This window comes from Algoriphagus aquatilis (genome assembly GCF_042657405.1).
Taxonomy (GTDB): Bacteria; Bacteroidota; Bacteroidia; order Cytophagales; family Cyclobacteriaceae; genus Algoriphagus; species Algoriphagus aquatilis.
Window position 1 is genome coordinate 174,682 of record NZ_JBHSKS010000003.1, and the last position, 18,348, is coordinate 193,029.

Annotated in this window: 15 protein-coding genes; all 15 read left to right on the forward strand. The window is 37.5% G+C overall.

Annotation, left to right across the window (positions count from 1 at the left end):
• Window positions 1-2: 2 nt before the first annotated feature.
• The 15 genes from ACFPIK_RS05150 to ACFPIK_RS05220 all read left to right on the forward strand — a co-directional run bounded on the left by ACFPIK_RS05150 (window position 3) and on the right by ACFPIK_RS05220 (window position 17,606).
• A complete protein-coding gene (locus ACFPIK_RS05150) occupies window positions 3-998 on the forward strand; it encodes an STELLO glycosyltransferase family protein (protein WP_377912921.1) in 996 nt (331 codons plus the stop codon).
• A 15-nt stretch (window positions 999-1,013) separates the two neighbouring features.
• Window positions 1,014-1,970: a GDP-mannose 4,6-dehydratase gene (locus tag ACFPIK_RS05155; RefSeq protein ID WP_377912923.1), complete on the forward strand. Its 957-nt coding sequence runs from the start codon at window positions 1,014-1,016 to the stop codon at window positions 1,968-1,970.
• Window positions 1,971-1,978: 8 nt separating this feature from the next.
• Complete coding sequence (locus ACFPIK_RS05160) at window positions 1,979-2,953, forward strand: glycosyltransferase (RefSeq protein WP_377912925.1); 975 nt, start codon at window positions 1,979-1,981, stop codon at window positions 2,951-2,953.
• Window positions 2,954-2,962: 9 nt separating this feature from the next.
• Entirely contained in the window at window positions 2,963-3,931 is a 969-nt protein-coding gene (locus ACFPIK_RS05165; protein ID WP_377912927.1) for a glycosyltransferase family 2 protein, read from the forward strand.
• A 3-nt stretch (window positions 3,932-3,934) separates the two neighbouring features.
• Entirely contained in the window at window positions 3,935-5,152 is a 1,218-nt protein-coding gene (locus ACFPIK_RS05170; protein ID WP_377912929.1) for a hypothetical protein, read from the forward strand.
• A gap of 343 nt (window positions 5,153-5,495) precedes the next feature.
• Entirely contained in the window at window positions 5,496-6,635 is a 1,140-nt protein-coding gene (locus ACFPIK_RS05175; protein ID WP_377912931.1) for a glycosyltransferase family 4 protein, read from the forward strand.
• A complete protein-coding gene (gene asnB, locus ACFPIK_RS05180) occupies window positions 6,635-8,530 on the forward strand; it encodes an asparagine synthase (glutamine-hydrolyzing) (protein WP_377912933.1) in 1,896 nt (631 codons plus the stop codon). The genes ACFPIK_RS05175 and asnB overlap by 1 nt, the downstream gene beginning before the upstream one ends.
• A gap of 137 nt (window positions 8,531-8,667) precedes the next feature.
• A complete protein-coding gene (locus ACFPIK_RS05185) occupies window positions 8,668-9,840 on the forward strand; it encodes a glycosyltransferase family 4 protein (protein ID WP_377912935.1) in 1,173 nt (390 codons plus the stop codon).
• Window positions 9,841-9,880: 40 nt separating this feature from the next.
• The gene (locus ACFPIK_RS05190; RefSeq protein WP_377912937.1) at window positions 9,881-11,302 is read left to right on the forward strand and encodes an MBOAT family O-acyltransferase; all 1,422 of its coding nucleotides are present in this window, start codon (window positions 9,881-9,883) and stop codon (window positions 11,300-11,302) included.
• A 65-nt stretch (window positions 11,303-11,367) separates the two neighbouring features.
• Window positions 11,368-12,201 (forward strand): SGNH/GDSL hydrolase family protein, encoded by an 834-nt coding sequence (locus ACFPIK_RS05195; protein WP_377912939.1) that lies wholly within the window; start codon window positions 11,368-11,370, stop codon window positions 12,199-12,201.
• A complete protein-coding gene (locus tag ACFPIK_RS05200) occupies window positions 12,179-12,895 on the forward strand; it encodes a WecB/TagA/CpsF family glycosyltransferase (protein WP_377912941.1) in 717 nt (238 codons plus the stop codon). The genes ACFPIK_RS05195 and ACFPIK_RS05200 overlap by 23 nt, the downstream gene beginning before the upstream one ends.
• Before the next feature lie 191 nt (window positions 12,896-13,086).
• A complete protein-coding gene (locus tag ACFPIK_RS05205) occupies window positions 13,087-14,730 on the forward strand; it encodes a capsule assembly Wzi family protein (RefSeq protein WP_377912943.1) in 1,644 nt (547 codons plus the stop codon).
• 1,856 nt (window positions 14,731-16,586) lie between these two features.
• Window positions 16,587-16,886 carry a GIY-YIG nuclease family protein gene (locus ACFPIK_RS05210; RefSeq protein ID WP_377912945.1) on the forward strand — a complete coding sequence of 100 codons (300 nt, stop codon included), beginning with the start codon at window positions 16,587-16,589 and terminating at the stop codon, window positions 16,884-16,886.
• 182 nt (window positions 16,887-17,068) lie between these two features.
• Complete coding sequence (locus ACFPIK_RS05215; RefSeq protein ID WP_377912947.1) at window positions 17,069-17,293, forward strand: hypothetical protein; 225 nt, start codon at window positions 17,069-17,071, stop codon at window positions 17,291-17,293.
• Window positions 17,283-17,606 carry a type II toxin-antitoxin system RelE family toxin gene (locus ACFPIK_RS05220; RefSeq protein ID WP_377912949.1) on the forward strand — a complete coding sequence of 108 codons (324 nt, stop codon included), beginning with the start codon at window positions 17,283-17,285 and terminating at the stop codon, window positions 17,604-17,606. Before ACFPIK_RS05215 ends, ACFPIK_RS05220 begins: the two co-directional genes overlap by 11 nt.
• Window positions 17,607-18,348 lie beyond the last annotated feature (742 nt).

The window sequence follows — 18,348 nt, forward strand, 5'->3', positions numbered from 1 at the left end:
AAATGATATCAATAATTACAACAATTGCTGAACCAACGGAATCAGTAATAAAACTTTCCAATAAATCCATTTATTCAAATGGATTAGTAATAATAGGGGATAAAAAAGGTCCTTTTAAATATGATTTACCCAATACACAGTTCTATAGCCTAGATAACCAATTAAGTTTGGATTTTAAATTGGCTAAACTGTTGCCTACGGCTCATTATTCAAGAAAAAATTTGGGATATCTGTTAGCTATTCAGCAAGGTGAGGATTGTATCTATGAAACTGATGATGACAATGCACCAAATGATTATTGGAGTATAAGAAATCAGGAAACAAAAGTTTTGATGGCACATTCAGCTCATTGGATCAATGCATACAAGCATTTTTCTGAGGAAAGTATTTGGCCTAGGGGATTTTTGCTTGATTATATTGGTAAAGATAGTGCTATTCCAAAACATGATGGAAGTTTGATAAAAATAAAAGCTCCCATTCAACAAGGACTCGCAGATTTATCTCCGGATGTAGATGCCATATGGAGATTAACTCAAGACAGGGAGTTTTATTTTGAAAGAAAGGATTCTCTTGCTTTACCGACTGGTTCTTGGTGTCCTTTTAATACCCAATCTACTTGGTGGTGGGAAGAAGCTTTTCCTTTATTGTATCTGCCTAGCTACTGTTCATTTCGAATGACTGATATTTGGAAAAGTTTTATTGCTCAACGTTGTTTGTGGGAAATGGGTTATCACCTTGTTTTTCATGCCAGTGAAGTAGATCAGGACAGAAATTTTCATAACCTGATGCGAGACTTTGAGGCCGAAATTTCAGGTTATACCCAAAATGAAAAACTAACCAAAACCCTAGAAGCTTCGAAATTATTGCCTGGTTCTGTTAATGCTTTACGAAATCTGATCATTTGTTACGAAGATTTGGTTATTGCAGGGATCTTACCAAAAGAAGAGATGGAGTTAGTAAGAGCTTGGGCTAATGATTATGAAAAACTTAAAAAATAATTATACATCATTTTTATGAAAAAAGTACTGATTACCGGAATTACTGGTATGATTGGAAAGCATCTTGCTAAGTTGATGCATGATCAAGGATACCAGGTTGGAGGTTTGTCAAGAGCGACTTCCGCCACGCGCTATATGTCTGTGAAGCCTTTCTACAAGCATTATCAAGGCGACATTATGGATGTTAAGTTTTTAAGAATGGTTTGGAAAGAATTTCAGCCGGATGTAGTGTTTCACTTGGCAGCTCAGGCTTACAATGGCGAAAGTTGGAAGGCAGAGGATACAACCTATCAGTTAAATATTCAAGGTTCTCGAAACGTTTTTGAAACTTGTCTTGAATTTTCACCTAACGCAAGAATTATTCCTGCTTGTTCCAGTGCTGAATATGGTATAGTTCCTGACGAAATGTTGCCCATCGATGAAGATAAGACCCCTCTTAAGCCCCTCACCCCTTATGGAGTTTCCAAGGCTGCGATGGAGATGATGGCCAGGCAGTTTCACTTGAATTATGGTTTGGATATTGTTCTTCCTCGCTTGTTTATTCATGTAGGCCCTGACCATCCACCGGTAACGGCGCTTCAAAATTTTGCCAGACAGGTCGCTTCCATCAAGTTAGGGCTACAGGAACCTGTAATGAAAGTGGGTAATTTAACTTCTTCCAGAGATTTTGTCGACGTGAGAGATGGTGCAAAAGCCTTGATTTTATTGGCAGAAAAAGGAATATCCGGTGAAGTCTATAACATCTGTGCCGGAAAAGACTGGACGATGCAGGAATCCTTGGATATCTTGATAAAAATTGCCGGAATAGAAGTGAAAGTGGAAACAGATCCAGCTTTATTTAGACCCTCGGATGAAAAGGTCTTGTTAGGCAAAACCGATAAAATTGAAAAGTTGGGATGGAAAACTGAAATTCCTTTTGAGCAAACCTTGGCTGATATTTACTCCAATTGGGTGGAACGTTTATCAAAATAAAATTTTAGATGTCTACTATACCTTTTTCAGTAGTAACGACCTGTCGAAATGAAATGCGATCCCTTCCTAGGTGGAAGCAAAATATATTGGATCAAACGAGACAGCCTAATGAATTGGTCATTGTAGATGCTTTTTCAGATGATGGAACGTTCGAATATTTATTAGATTGGGCAGAAAAAGATTTCCGAATAAAAGTGTTACAGAAAAAAGGGAATGCTGCCATTGGACGCAATTATGCAATCGAAAATGCTCAATTTGAACATATCCTATCCACAGATATGGGCGTTCGTCTTAACGAAATTTGGTGTGAGGAATTAATTATTCCATTTGAAAAAGATCCAACAGTTGAAGTCGTCGCAGGCAACACTTGTATTGATACAGAAACAATTAAGAGTAAAGTTGGTTGGGCTGAGTATTATTTTGAGAATGGTGGTTTTGCTAAATTAGAACCCGGACATGTGCCAGGAAATAGATCAATTGCCTACAAAAAGCGTATTTGGGAAGAAATTGGAAGACTACCTGAGCAGCTTACCTTTTATGCTGATGATTCAGTATTTGGCAGGCAATTGGTTCAAAATGGATATAAATTCGCATTTGCTCCTAATGCAATGACTTATTGGGGAAGGCCAAGTAATTTAAAACAATTTTTTAGAGAGCAATTTGTTTATGGCAAGGGAGATGGAGAAGCTTATATCAAGACTCCAAAATCTGTCAAATTCTATTTAAATAAAATGATTCCTGCTTTTTTCTGCCCCTTTTTCAGCGGACTAATAAACCTAATAAAGAAGAATACTTGGAAAGGTGTTGCTCGAGCATTAGATCATGGGGATTTAATAGCTGCATTTTTTATTCCTATTCTGATATTTGGGAAATTTTATAACCATACCAAAGGATATTTAGTGGGTTATCATTTAGGTCAAGAAAAATGCAAGGAAGTTAGGCTTCGAATCAATCGAGATCCTGGAGGCTTCGCTACAATTTAATAATATGGCATGTCAAAAGTTTCCATAATCATTCCAATTTTCAACGCTTCACCGTTACTGGAGCGTTGCATCAATTCGGTACTAGCAAATAATGGAGATTTTCCCTTGGAAATCATCTGTATTGATGATGGTTCCACAGACAATAGTGTGGAAATCCTTCGTGAAAAGTACCCTATGGTTCCGATCTTAAAACAATCAAATCAAGGGCCTGCCTCAGCACGAAACAAAGGGATAGCCAATGCCACGGGAAAATATCTTGCCTTTTTGGATGCGGATGATTACTGGTTGGCTGGATTTATCGAAAAAACAGTTTCTTTTTTGGAAAGGCATCCGGATGCAGTCGCTGTGAGTGTAGGTCAAGAACACCACCTCCCCAATGGAAGTACAAATTTGGCACCGCAAATCCTTTCCTTTAATGATAATCTTCAATCGATGGTTTTAGAAGACTTTTTTGAGTTTTGGTCAGCTCAAAATCACGTGTGTACCGGATCAGTATTGATGCGGACCGATGTTGTGAAGCAAACGGGTGGACAAAGGCCTGGATTGCGAATCACGGAAGATCTGGAGTTTTGGGCTTACATGGCCACTTTTGGTAAATGGGGTTTTATTCCTGAGGTCTTATTTGTTAGTGACGGAGGTGAAGTGACCAAATCTCTAGGCTGGTGGGAAAAGAATCTTATAAGATGGAAGTCCGCACCTTCTATTCAAGAATGGGAGAAACGCATTATTCAAAGACAACCTGAATTACAGCATGATAAAGGCTATCAGTTAGCAACTGGCAGGATTTGTAAAAATTTAGCCTATTCCGCCTTACTTTCGGGTCGAATTGAATTGTCCAGAAACATGGTTTTTGAAAGAGGAGCGTACTTTCCTGATGATAAGGTGGCTAAGATTTTAAAAAGAACAGCACCAAATCCTTTTGTTTTTTTTCTAGCAGTAAACTTTTTAAAGATCAGAGAAAGATTTCGAAAAATCTAAATCGTGGAAAGTGCTATTAACTATTCTTTTCCTAAAATCACTTATAAATCCTTCTTTTGGGCAGCAGGATTACCGGGTTTCCTGTTGATTTTCCGTTCCATTCTTTTCATTCTGGTGCAGCGTCGGCGTTCTTTTGATGAGGTAGGTTCTGTGGATGCTTCTGCTACTATTCAGATTCTTTATACTGTAGTCTGCTTTGGTGTTTCGGTTTATTTCTTGTCAAAGGATTCATTTGGAAAGTTTCTGTTAATGAAATCCCCACTATTTCTTCTTTTTCTTTACCATTTATTAGCGACATTAAGTGTTCTATGGAGCGTTAATCCCTCGATGTCTGGATTTAGGGCTTTTGAGACCATTGCCTATAGCCTTTTGATACTTTCGGTCTTTTCCTATTTGGGTAAAAGGTTTTCAATTGATGAGGTCATAAAATGGCTTAGTTTTTTCTTTGTATTTTCTATTTTATTTGGGGCTATTGCGACAGAAAGAATGGCCGGTAATGGATTTATTTCTATACAAGCGCTTTTAGCAGAACAATTCAATTCAACTCCTTTCTTTTTCTTTGCCCTTTTATTCCCTTTAGGATTTTGGATTAGGTTTGGTATTGTAGCAATCTCTATTTTAAGTTTTTCCAACACCTCTTATATTGGTATGGCTTTAGGCGCTTTATTTTTAGCTAAGGGAAATACATTCTTGAAAGTTATTTTCTTTTGTCTTGTAGGAAGCTTGTTGGTTCTGATATTTATTTTCGATTTTGAAGAATTACTTCAAAATACTATTTTCTATGGCCAAGATGGGATAGGATTAGAGTATACTACTGGTAGAGATAAAATTTTTGATTTGGCTATAAAATCAATGCAGGACAAACCCTTATCTGGGTATGGTTTTGTAGCTGGTGAAACTTTTATTATCAATGATCAATTTAAGGCGGCTATTGGTGCTCATAATGGCTTGATCTCAGGGATATTGGGAATGGGAATATTAGGTGGAGTGCTGTATTTTCTCTTTTTTGCAAAAACATTTTTTTATGTGTATTCTCGAAAAATTGAAAAGCGTTTTAAAGCTATTTTTCTATCCTCAATCACACTAGTTGCCATCCATTCATTGGGAAATCCGGGAATTGGATCCAGAGTATATGGTGTTTGGATTCCCTCGATTGTAATTTTAACTTTTATAATTGGCTTGAGCTATTTATTAACCTTTCAAAAAGATAGAACTACTTAAAATACCTATTAAATTTATTTGTTTGATAGGTAGATTAAATATTTTGATTTTATTATTTTGAAATTTTTAATATTTCAGCTCTTGAAAGTGATATATATTATTTTTTTTGATATGTGATTTAATAAAATAATCAGGATATTTTTAACATGCTGATTTTCCTTATGTATAAATATTTAATATTTAAATAAAAATCAGTGTAAAAATTAAATTAAATATATAATATTATTATATTTATTATTGAGTTAATAATTAATATTGTATTGAATAATAATTTTATTATAAAATTAATGTTAAGGTTTAATTTCATTTATAATTTTAAAATTTACCTTTAATTTTCTAAAAAATGCGAATTGTCTGGTGTACATTATGGTTTTTAGATTACAGAATTCCTGTCTTTCAAGAACTCGCTAAGATTCAAGGAGTAGAATTTTTCTTAGTATATAATAAAGAAGCAAATCCTGATCGAGTGAATAAGAAAATAATTTCTGCCTTAGGAGATCGAGCGATTCCTTTGACTGGCGAAATTTATTTGGGTAAAAGTTCTTTTGATGGTTTTGCTAATAATGGATTTAGAATTCCATTTCAACCTAATCTAATTAGGACTATCAAAGGATTAAAACCTGATGTAATGATTAGTGATGGTTTTTTTCAGTGGTCTTATGCGACCCTTTTTCTAAGTGCTACAAAAGGTATCCCTCATGTGATGTGTTATGAACGAACTATGCATACGGAGAGAAATGCTCAATTAATTAGGACACTCTATAGAAAGACAGCACTTAAATTTATTGATTCGATTTGTTGCTCGGGTAAATTATCTGAAGATTATATAAGATTTTTAGGGTTTAAAAAAATTATTACTAAAGGATTTATGGTTTCAGATGGGATTCCTAAGCAAAATATTGACTCCGAATCGTTTGTAAATAATAAGAGTCCTTTGAATTATTTATTTGTTGGAAGATTGATTGAATTAAAGGGAATTAAAGAACTTTTAAAAGCTTGGTTGATTTTTTCTAATTTAAGAAATGTTACATTGACAATTATTGGTGAAGGTGAATTAGAGGATTATATAATTGATTTTGTGGATATGAATTATTTAAGTGCAAAAGTTCATCTAAAAGGATTTGTTGAATTTGATAGAATGGGAGAATATTACAATAAGGCTGATATTTTTATTCTTCCTACTCTTGAAGATAATTGGTCACTTGTTGTAGCTGAAGCTATGCAATTTTGCCTTCCAATAATTACCTCCATATTTAACGGTTGCCACTTTGAGCTTGTTACTAAAGATAATGGTTGGGTAATTGATCCAACTAATTTAGATCAATTTGTAAAAATACTTGAAGACAGTTATAATAAAAAAGAATTTTTTAAAGAAATGGGTAAAAAGTCCTTTGAAATAATTGAAAATTTTAACTCGAGTAGTGCGGCACAATCTATATATGTCGCATGTCAGGAAGCAATTAAATCCAAATCCAGATCCTAATGTGTGGTATTTCAGGTTTCATTGATTTAAATTTAAATCCCTTAGATGCAGATTCTGTTATCCGAGATATGACTTTATCGCTTGAACATAGAGGGCCCGATGGTGGTGAGATTTTAGTTCATTCTAATGATTCTTCAGTTTTAGCTTTCGGGCATAGAAGGTTGTCAATTATAGATCTTTCCAATTTGGGTGCCCAGCCAATGACCTGTTCTGACAATTCACATATAATTGTCTTTAATGGGGAGATATATAATTTTAAAGATATTCAAGGGGTTTTAGTGAAGAAAGGATACAGTTTTAAGTCTAATTCAGATACTGAGGTTATCCTTAATTCTTTTAAAGAGTGGGGGATAAATTGTGTAAACCACTTTATAGGGATGTTTAGCTTTGCAATTTATTCCAAGAGTACAAATCAACTTTTTCTTTGCCGAGATCGACTTGGAGTTAAACCTTTTTTTATTTATAAGAATGAAAGCCTTTTTATGTTTTCATCTGAAGTTAAGGCCTTTCTTAAAAATCCAAAGTTTTCAAAAGAAATTGAACAAAGTGCTGTTGTTGATTATATCCAAAATGGTTTTGTATCGAGTAATAAATCTATTTATAAAAACGTTGAAGTCCTTAGACCTGGCTATTGGAGGATAATTAATCTTGATTCTCTTAGTTTTAATGATTTTTGTTATTGGAATATTGATGAACAAAAAGGATTTAGTGTAAAAATTACCCAAGATGAACGAATTGAAGATCAGCTAGAAAGATTAATGATTTCTGCATTTAGCTTTCGTATGATAGCTGATGTTCCAATAGGTGTATTTTTAAGTGGTGGAATTGATAGTTCACTATTAACAGGAATTTTATCTAAATCCGGAAAGTTTGATTTGTCAACTTTTACTGTAGGCTTTGAGAATATTAATTTTGATGAATCTAAATATGCAAAAGATGTTTCTTTGCATTTTGGAACAAATCATATTACAAAGATTTGTAATATGAATAATATTAAAGAATTGTTTTTAGAGTCTTCGAAAGTTTTTGATGAACCTTTTGGTGATAGTTCTTCGATTCCAACTATGTTGGTATCTAGAATGGCTTCTGAAGTAAGTAAGGTTGTTCTTTCAGCAGATGGAGGGGATGAACTTTTTTTTGGATATCCTCATTATAAATTAATAAATAAATGGCTTAAATTCGTATTTGCCATGCCTTTTTCATTAAGGTGTAAAATTTCTAAAATAATTAGAATGTTTTTTTCAAATTATAAGTACAGTAAAATAGGGTCTTTTTTGTTAGTGTTATCAGATATTTTGAATTCAAAGAATGTTTCTGACTTATCATTGGCTTTGCAATCTCCGTTTTCTGAGTTAAACTTAGGGGACACATTAAGTCTAGATTTTATAAACGATATTGATACTTATGCAATCGAATATACTGTAAATTTATTAAGAGAGATTCAAATTTTTGATATTTCTAATTTTTTACAAAATGATATATTGGTGAAAGTTGATAGAGCTTCGATGTATTATTCTTTGGAATGTCGTGAACCTTTTCTCGATCATAGACTTGTTGAATTTGCATTGCAACTAAATAGTGATTTTAATTTACATGGAAATAATCAAAAAATTGTTTTAAAAAATATTCTAAAGAAATATATGCCTAATTATGATTTCAATAGGCCAAAAAGAGGGTTTGATTCTCCAATTAGAAAATGGATGACCTCTGATTTACGAGAACAGTTTGATTTTTATCTAAGTGATACTTGTTTAAGTAAAACGAATGTTTTTAATATCAGGGAAGTTGAAAGATTGAAATCTTTATTTTTAAAAAATTATTCAATTAGAGGTCTTGATAGAAGGCTTTGGTTTATTTTAAATTACCAACATTGGCATCAAAGATGGATATCATGATTTTATTGTTTCAATTAATTTGGATATAAACTAAAATTTATTCTTTTTGTAGTTGTATTAATATCTGTAATAGATGCTTTTAAATTGTATTTTAATTCATTAAAAAGTATTTTTCGAAAATTTTATTAAAAATCAGTTTGAAAATCTTATATATTCATAATAGTTACGCTGGGAACAATTCTGGAGAAGAACATGCTGCTGAGGGCTTAGCTTATTTATTAACTCAAAATGGGCATGAGGTAAGTTGGTATAGAAGAAGTTCGGATGAGATAGCACAATCCAAATTTGGAGCTGTCAAGGCGTTTTTTACTGGAATCTATAATCCGGTTGCGGTAGCTGAAATAAAAAGGATTCTTGAAGACTTTAAACCTGACCTAGTTCAAATTCAAAACATCTATCCCTTGATTTCTCCTGCAATCTTTGGAATGATTAAGAAAATGGGGATTCCCATTGTCATGCGCTGTCCCAATTACCGACTTTTTTGTCCAAATGGGCTTCACTTGGACACCAAAGGGAAGGTTTGTGAAAGCTGTTTAGGAAAAGGCCGTGAGTGGAACGGTGTTTCAAAAAATTGTGAGAGCAGTAGATTGAAAAGCACAGGCTATGCGCTTCGAAATTTTTTCGCCCGAGCATTCTGGAAAATCCAGGATGACGTGGATGCCTTTATCGTTCAGTCGGAATTTCAAAAACAGAAGTTTATTCAAAATGGAATTCCTGAGAAAAAACTTTTTATCGTACCGGGCTTAACTCCATCTGTGCCAAAGAATGAAACAAAATTAGGTGACTTGGTGAGTTTTGTCGGCAGGATTAGTCCGGAGAAAGGGATCATTGAATTTTTGGAGGCTGCAAGAAATCTCCCTGAGATTACTTTTGCAATAGCAGGGGGAGTAGATGAAAGTTTTCAGGGCCTGGTAAAAAGTAGTCCTCCCAATGTCCAATGGAAAGGATATCTCAAGGGGAATGAGTTAGATCAGTTTTATCAGGACTCCAGAATAATTGTTGTTCCAGGGAAATGGTACGAAGGCTTTCCCAATGTAATCACCCGTGCTATGCAGCACAGCAAACCCGTAATCACCAGCAACCTCGGTGCGATGGCATCCATAATTGATCACGAAATCAATGGCTTGTTGGTAGAACCAGGACATTCATCCCAACTTTCGACTGTCATCGGAAGACTTTATAATAATCCTGAGTTGTGTAAGCAATTTGGAAAGGCCGGATTTCTCAAGGCCCAAGAGAACTATTCCCGGGAAATTATTTATCAAAACCTTTTGAATGTTTACTCAAGTCTTCCCATCAAGGTCGCTTAGGAGTAAAGCTTCTTCTAAAAGTAGATCAAGATTATAAATCATGTTATTTAATTCCTGGGAGTTTGTAGGGTTCTTTTTAGTGGTATTGGGGCTGTTTTTCAGTCTTCCCCATCGCTTTCGAATCTACCTGCTATTAAGCGCCTCCTATTATTTCTACATGTCCTGGCGGTGGGAGTTTGGCTTCCTGATGTTGGCAGTTTCCCTGAGTAATTTTTATGTGGGGAGACAAGTAGCCAAAGGAAAAAACAAAGGCTGGTGGATGGTCCTCACCTCCACTATTTCAGTGCTTCCGCTGCTTTATTATAAGTATGGGAATTTTATTTTAGATAGCGTGGGAGATCTGTCAGGCATGTTTGGTAAGCCCACGGACTTTCCCGAGCTCCAAGTGATTCTTCCTGTGGGGATTTCCTTTTTCACCTTTCAGGCCTTAAGCTACAGCATAGACATTTACCGAGGTAAAATTCAACCTGAGCCCAGCGTGGTGAAATTTCTGACTTTTGTGGCTTTTTTCCCTCAGTTGGTGGCAGGACCGATTGAGCGTACTGATCATATTATCCCACAGTTTGATAGGGAAAAGAAGTTTGATCTATCCGAAGCGGTGGCAGGAATGAAGATCTTTGTGTGGGGATTATTCAAAAAGGTGGTGATTGCCGACCGGTTGGCCATGTATTCAGATACGGTCTTTACCAATCCGGATTCGCATACAGGGCCTACGCTGGCCTTGGGGACGATCTTTTTTACGTTTCAGATTTACTGTGATTTTAGCGGCTATTCGGATATGGCAGTGGGTATCGCGAGGGTATTTGGATTTCGTCTGATGCAAAACTTCAATCTTCCTTACCTATCGAGCTCCATCGCGGAGTTTTGGAAGCGTTGGCATATTTCGCTTTCCTCGTGGTTTGGAGATTACCTCTATATCCCGCTTGGCGGAAATCGGGTGTCTGTACCCCGATGGATTGCGAATATTTTTATTGTTTTTCTAGTTTCTGGGCTTTGGCATGGAGCCAATTGGACTTTTGTGGTTTGGGGAGGGTTACATGCGAGTTATTATTTATTGGAATACATCGGCACTCAAAGTTTAAACCTCTTGGGACTTAGTCACTGGATTAAATCCTTGGTTTATCGATGGATTAAAGTCCCTGTAGTTTTTTTGTTGGTAGCTTTTGCCTGGATCTTTTTCAGAGCCAATTCCCTGGATCAGGCATTTCTGATTATTGGAAAAATCGCAGCTTGGCAGGGTTCGGTGTGGTGGGGATCTTCAGCGATTACTTCCCTGCTTTCTTTGGCGTTGATAGGCCTTTTGATTGCTGTGATGTTGCTTCAAGCTAAAGGCTGGATTGGAATCTATTATCAAAAATCTAAGGCCCCAAGTTGGGTTTCATTTATTGCTTTTCTGGGTTTGTTGCTTGGCATATCCCTGTTTGGAGTAAGTTCTAATGCCTTTATCTATTTCCAGTTTTGATCGGTAGGAAATTAGGTCTTTTTGTTATTGCTTTTTTTCTACTGGATTGGGGAATTGCTGAATTTTTGGAAAAAGGTCTTTTTCGATATTTCGGCTTGAGCAATGAAAATAAATTGGCTTTGGTAGGGCATTCACACCTGATGCTTGGTGTGGACAAACTAGAGTTGGAAAGTCAGCTAAAGCAGCCCATTTCCAAATACACTCGTGAGGGAGTAAATGTAGCTGACCGGGAATTGATGGTAGAGCAACTCTTGGAAGAAAATCCAAAACTAAAGTGGGTAATCTATGGAGTAGATGCCTGGATGTTTACCGGAGAGGGCTTGAGTGCTAATTCCTACAAACTTTTTTACCCGTTTATGGATCAGGAAAAAATCGCCCGGTATGTAAAAGAATCTACTTCTTCTCAAGATTATGTCCAGCACAAATGGATCAAAACAAGTCGGTACAATGAAGGCTTGATCAACTCTGCCATGAGAGGGCACCTCTCAAATTGGTCTAACTACAAATTAGGAAAAGTAGATGTCAAGCTGCTTGAACAGAACGTTGGCAAGGGGATCTTCAGAAAAATCAATTCTGCTGAGGAGAATAGGCAAATTTTTCTGAGGACTCTTAAAACCCTAAAGACTAAAGGAATCAAGGTGGTTCTGGTCTATGTTCCTACGATAGCGAGTTACAATCAGGCGGAGCCTGAAAAATTTGAAAAGGAATTGGATTTTTTCAGAGCTCTCGATCAAAACAATTCGGATGTTTTTTACTTAGAATACCTGAAGGATTGGGAGAGCAAGCATGAGTTCTTTTTTGACCCCATCCATTTGAACCCTGAAGGACAAAAAGCATTTACCAATGCGCTATCAAAGGATTTGAAATTTCTAGTTGATGACGGAGTTTCTAGAATATAATATCACCCTAAACCTGCCTAATCAACTGCCCGAAAGGCAGCTGATTGCGAATACCATTAATCCCCATTCCTACTGTGTAGCCAAGGAAGATGAGGTATTTAATCAGGCTTTGTTAACTTCGGATATACTCGTACCCGACGGAGTGGGAGTGGTGTGGGCCACTAAGCTACTGTATAATAGGAAGATAGCTAAAATATCAGGATTTGATTTGCATTTGCATTTTTTGGAACTCCTACAAAAAAATGGAGGGGGTAGAGTGTTTTATTTGGGTTCTTCACCTACCACACTTTTTCTAATCCGTGCACGGATAGAAAGAGAATATCCCAAAGTCAAGGTTGGGATATGGAGTCCTCCCTTTAAGGAAGAATTCACGGTCGAGGACAATCAGGAAATGATTTCTAAGGTGAATTCATTTCAGCCGGATGTGCTTTTTGTCGGCATGACTGCGCCCAAACAGGAAAAATGGGTTCATTACAACAAAGCTGGACTTGATTCTAAAGTTATTTGTTCGATTGGTGCAGTGTTTGACTTCTATGCAGGTACCGTAAAGCGCCCGAATGAGTTTTGGATCAAATTAGGATTGGAATGGCTTCCGAGGTTTTTGAAAGAGCCGCGCCGATTGTGGAGAAGGAATCTAATTTCTACTCCTAAGTTTGTGTTGGAGATGATCCGCATCAAAAATAACTTGTTTTGAGTGTTTGAATAATATACTTTCATTACTAGTGTTCTCTACTTCTATAAGTTTGATTTTAGTTAGCGTTAGGTAATTTTTGTGAATGGATTTAAGTTCTTTTAAATTTTTGATTTGACTCTTTACGTTTTGGTCCAATGGTAAAGTCTAAATTTGTTTTTATTAAGTTTCTGTAGTTTAAGTTGTTAAAATCTGTGAACCGTCTGATTATTATTTTTTTATTCCTTTTTTGGATAGATAGCTCTTATTCACAGGTGTTTGTCAGGGATTTTCAGTTTACGACAGAAAAAGCTAGAAGAGATTTTTTACTCGATCAGGATGTTTTTTTAAAGGGATTAAGGCCAAAGTCCTCCATAGGAAGAGAGCATGTTACGGCAATTCGATTGACCTCAGCGTCTAAAATTGAAATCCAGGCACTTCCGCTCTACCTTATTTCAAGATATGCGTCTGACCGTCCTTATGGATGGAGTGATTTTGGTTTAGTACCTGGAGTAGGGGGGCAGCAATATGCTTCTACAGGATTAGATGTAAAATGGAAGTTTTTGAAAGTGAGTATTCAGCCAGAATTTGTCTTTTCTCAAAATACTCCATTTGATGGTTTTGGAGAGGGGGTGCCACAGGGAGCAATCTTGGATAGGTATTTCCTTTGGAATTTCGGTGACTATCCCGAACGATTTGGAGATGGTGCGGCTACTCGCTTTTGGTGGGGACAGTCTAGCTTTACTGCTTCCTATGGTGCGTTTGAGGCAGGAATCTCTACCGGCAATGTATGGTGGGGACCAGGGCAGTTTAATTCCCTTTCTTTTTCCAATAATTCGGAAGGGTTCCCAAAGTTATCCATCAATACGACTAAGCCTGCCAAGACGTTCTTAGGCGATATTGAAACTGCCCTGATTTTTGGGATGCTCCGCAGCAGCAATTTGGAAGCTGCTCAAAATCAAGAATTGAATAACCGGTATTTCCAGAGCCTTCCTACCGATTGGAGATACTTGAATGCTTTGATGTTTGACTATTCCCCTAAGTGGGTGGATGGTTTGCATTTAGGTTTTGTCAGGACGTTTCAGGTTTACAATAACAGACGTGGAAATACCTTGTATGATTGGCTTCCAGTAGTGGAAGGATTTCAAAAGAAAAACTTTTTCCAGAATGGCAATACCGTAGACTTTGATGCCAATGGGAGAAGTCAGCAGTTGATTTTGTTTGGCAAGTATGCGTTTAAAAAAGCAAAAGGGGAGATTTATTTTGAGTTGGGAAGAAGGGATCATGCCTTCAATTGGCGAGAATATATCCTAAATCCAGAACATGCCCGAGCCTATTTGTTTGGATTCCTAAAGCTGGTTTCATTACCAAAAGCCAATCGATACCTGCAGCTAAGAGGAGAAATCACCCATCAGCAAGAATCCATTAATAGAATAGTCAGATATGAGAATTTGGGTGGATTTTTGAGTTGGCAAATGCATGGTCAAGCAAGAGGATTCACCAATCGTGGTCAAGGGCTTGGAGTGGGTATAGGTCAAGGAGCGAATGTGCAAACCTTGGAGGTTGCAGTGGTAGAAGGTTGGAATAAAATGGGAATACAGCTTGAGCGTTTGGAAAATGATCAGGGATTTTATTACCGATCTTTTTATTTGCCATCTGAATACAAGCCTTGGATCGATTATTCTGTAGGCTTTCTTTACGACAAGCAGTTTGGGAGTTTGTTGTTGAGTTCGAAGCTGCAAGTGATCCATGCGAGGAATTACCAGTGGCAGCTAGACCCGTTGAGCACGCCGGAGTTTCCCCGTGGTCGCAACCTGACCAGCGTCTTGGGTCAGGTCAGTGCGGTGTATTTTTGGTAACATCATTGCGAGGGGACGTCATTGCGAGGGTAGAAATCCGTCTTTGTAGTTATTTCAAAGGCCAGCCTACCCGAAGCAATCTTCTTGAATACCACGAAAGATCGCTTCGAAGCAGTAAGCTTCTAGGCTAAATTTCAAGTGTCATTTTGCTTCTCGCGATGACGTTTCACCCGAAGCAATCTTTTCATTGGATTAAGATCGCTTCGTCGCCATCGTCATTGCGAGGGAAGAGACGGGAAAATAGAATTTGTGCAGATTGCCACCCTTCCCGAAGCAATCTTCTTGAATACCACGAAAGATCGCTTCGAAGCAGTAAGCTTCTAGGCTAAATTTCAAGTGTCATTTTGCTTCTCGCGATGACGTGATCGTCATTGAGAGGGTAGAAATCGGTCCTAGTAGTGATTGTTCTGATGTTTACCTACCCGAAGCAATCTTTAGTGTTTATTATAAAGATCGCTTTCCCGAAAAAATCGGGACAGGCAGTCGCAGTTAGCTTCTAGGCTAAATTTCAAGTGTCATTTTGCTTCTCGCGATGACGTCTTACCCGAAGCAATCTTTTCATTGGATTAAGATCGCTTCGTCGCCATCGTCATTGCGAGGGAAGAGACGGAAAAATAGAATTTGTGCAGATTGCCACCCTTCCCGAAGCAATCTTTTTAAGGGTTAAGATCGCTTCGTAGCAGTTAGCCTCATTGCTAAATTTTAAGTGTCATTTTGCTTCTCGCGATGACGTTTCGCGATGACGTGATCGTCATTGCGAGGGTAGAAATCCGTCATTGTAGTTATTTCAAAGGCCAGCCTACCCGAAGCAATCTTTTCATTGGATTAAGATCGCTTCGAAGCAGTAAGCTTCTAGGCTAAATTTCAAGTGTCATTTTGCTTCTCGCGATGACGTGATCGTCATTGCGAGGGTAGAAATCCGTCATTGTAGTTATTTCAAAGGCCAGCCTACCCGAAGCAATCTTTTTAAGGGTTAAGATCGCTTCGTAGCAGTTAGCCTCATTGCTAAATTTTAAGTGTCATTTTGCTTCTCGCGATGACGTTTCGCGATGACGTGATCGTCATTGCGAGGGTAGAAACCGGTCATTGTGATTATTACAAAGGCCAGCCTACCCGAAGCAATCTTCTTGAATACCACGAAAGATCGCTTCGAAGCAGTAAGCTTCTAGGCTAAATTTCAAGTGTCATTTTGCTTCTCGCGATGACGTTTCACCCGAAGCAATCTTTAGTGTTTACTTACCAAAGATCGCTTCGTCGCCATCGTCATTGCGAGGGAAGAGACGGAAAAATAGAATTTGTGCAGATTGCCACCCTTCCCGAAGCAATCTTTTTAAGGGTTAAGATCGCTTCGTAGCAGTTAGCCTCATTGCTTAATTTTAAGTGTCATTTTGCTTCTCGCGATGACGTTTCGCGATGACGTGATCGTCATTGCGAGGGTAGAAACCGGTCATTGTGATTATTACAAAGGGCAGCCTACCCGAAGCAATCTTTTCAAGAGTTAAGATCGCTTCGTCGTGCCTCCTCGCGATGACGTATTACCCGAAGCAATCTTTCATAAACCAAATCAAGATCACTTCGCAGCTGTAGAGTTCTGTTTAAACAAAACTAATTGGATAAGCTGCTCGTGATGACGTTCATGCTCCTCGCGATGACGTGATACCCGAAGCAATCTCATCCAGTTGCCAAGATCGCTTCGAAGCAGTAAGCTTCTAGGCTAAATTTCAAGTGTCATTTTGCTTCTCGCGATGACGTTCATGCTTCTCGCGGTGACGTTAGTGCTTCTCGCGGTGACATTATAGCTTCTCGCGATGACGAGGCACCCGAAATATTTCAATTTTTATAGCCAAAAAGCCAATATGGAAAAAGGCGGATCAGTTTACATCATGACCAATTTTAAGAATACGGTACTTTACACTGGAGTGACAAATGAGTTGATTCGCAGAGTCTACGAACATAAATCAGGTTTTGATTCCAAATCCTTTACTTCCAAGTACAAAATCACCAAGTTGGTTTACTTTGAATCTTTTCATTCAATCGAAGAGGCCATAGCTAGAGAAAAGCAGATCAAAGGAGGAAGTAGGAAAAAGAAGGAAAATCTGATTAATTCAGTTAATCCTGGATGGGAAGATTTGTGGGATAACCTGCAACTTTGGTAATCGCTTTAGTAAAATAGGTTTTTAAGTTAAAGTCGGTTTTGAGTTGTTTCCTGTTGGTAATCAGATCTTTTTTCTAAAAATTAGGCTTGAAACTTTTTCAATAATTTTTGAACTTCTATCCTTGAAGTCGACGTAGAAAAAGCGGATAAGTAAAGCACATCTAAAATCCTTACATTTGAATTATGAAAGTTGCAAACATAAAAATTGAAAATGAAGAGCAGCTAACTGCTTTAAAGGCTTTTGCTAAAGCGATGAAAATGAAATTCATTGGTTTTTCTGATTTTTCTGAGAGAATTGAAGAAACACGAATTTTGAAGGGCATTGCAAAAGGGTACAAGGAATCTCTTGCCATTGAAAATGGTGAGATTCAACCCAAAACCATTGAGCAAGTGTTGGATGAGTTATAAAATCATTCCTACCTCCCAATTTGAAAAAGAGTTAAAAAGACTTTTTAAAAAGTATCCTTCAATTAAATCTGACCTTTTTGTGCTTGTTTCTCAATTGAAGGAAAATCCTAAACTTGGAACTCCTCTCTTAAAAAATTGCTATAAAATCAGAATTGCCATAACAAGTAAGGGAAAGGGGAAAAGTGGGGGTGGACGCTTAATTACTCATGTAAGGATAGTAAAGGAAGAGGTTCATTTACTTACTATTTATGATAAATCAAATCAGGCAAACATTTCTGATTCAGCCATCAATGAACTTTTAGATCAAATATAATTTTTAATATACTCTGCTTCTCGCGATGACGTGATACCCGAAGCAATCTCATCCAGTTGCCAAGATCGCTTCGAAGTTTTCGTCATTGCGAGGGTAGAAATCATTTGTAGTAATTTTAACAAAGACCAGCCTACCCGAAGCAATCTTCTTGAATACCACGAAAGATCGCTTCGAAGCAGTAAGCTTCTAGGCTAAATTTCAAGTGTCATTTTGCTTCTCGCGATGACGTGATACCCGAAGCAATCTTTAGTGTTTACTTACCAAAGATCGCTTCGTAGCCATCGTCATTGCGAGGGAAGAGACGGGAAAATAGAATTTGTGCAGATTGCCACCCTTTCCGAAGCAATCTTTTTGATACCACGAAAGATCGCTTCGTCGCCATCGTCATTGCGAGGGTAGAAATCCGTCATTGTAGTTATCAAAAAGGGCAGCCTACCCGAAGCAATCTTTTCATTGGATTAAGATCGCTTCGTCGCAGTTAGCTTCTAGGCTAAATTTTAAGTGTCATTTTGCTTCTCGCGATGACGTTCATGCTTCTCGCGATGACGTGATCGTCATTGCGAGGGTAGAAACCCGTAATTGTAATTATTACAAAGTCCAGCCTACCCGAAGCAATCTTTTTAAGGGTTAAGATCGCTTCGTAGCAGTTAGCCTCATTGCTAAATTTTAAGTGTCATTTTGCTTCTCGCGATGACGTTTCGCGATGACGTGATCGTCATTGCGAGGGTAGAAACCGGTCATT

Excerpts from the sequence above, each read along its gene's own strand:
- ACFPIK_RS05150 (WP_377912921.1), top strand. The coding sequence starts at position 3 with ATGATATCAATAATTACAACAATTGCTGAACCAACGGAATCAGTAATA.
- ACFPIK_RS05155 (WP_377912923.1), top strand. The coding sequence starts at position 1,014 with ATGAAAAAAGTACTGATTACCGGAATTACTGGTATGATTGGAAAGCAT.
- ACFPIK_RS05160 (WP_377912925.1), top strand. The coding sequence starts at position 1,979 with ATGTCTACTATACCTTTTTCAGTAGTAACGACCTGTCGAAATGAAATG.
- ACFPIK_RS05165 (WP_377912927.1), top strand. The coding sequence starts at position 2,963 with ATGTCAAAAGTTTCCATAATCATTCCAATTTTCAACGCTTCACCGTTA.
- ACFPIK_RS05175 (WP_377912931.1), top strand. The coding sequence starts at position 5,496 with ATGCGAATTGTCTGGTGTACATTATGGTTTTTAGATTACAGAATTCCT.
- asnB (WP_377912933.1), top strand. The coding sequence starts at position 6,635 with ATGTGTGGTATTTCAGGTTTCATTGATTTAAATTTAAATCCCTTAGAT.
- ACFPIK_RS05190 (WP_377912937.1), top strand. The coding sequence starts at position 9,881 with ATGTTATTTAATTCCTGGGAGTTTGTAGGGTTCTTTTTAGTGGTATTG.
- ACFPIK_RS05200 (WP_377912941.1), top strand. The coding sequence starts at position 12,179 with ATGACGGAGTTTCTAGAATATAATATCACCCTAAACCTGCCTAATCAA.
- ACFPIK_RS05210 (WP_377912945.1), top strand. The coding sequence starts at position 16,587 with ATGGAAAAAGGCGGATCAGTTTACATCATGACCAATTTTAAGAATACG.
- ACFPIK_RS05215 (WP_377912947.1), top strand. The coding sequence starts at position 17,069 with ATGAAAGTTGCAAACATAAAAATTGAAAATGAAGAGCAGCTAACTGCT.
- ACFPIK_RS05220 (WP_377912949.1), top strand. The coding sequence starts at position 17,283 with ATGAGTTATAAAATCATTCCTACCTCCCAATTTGAAAAAGAGTTAAAA.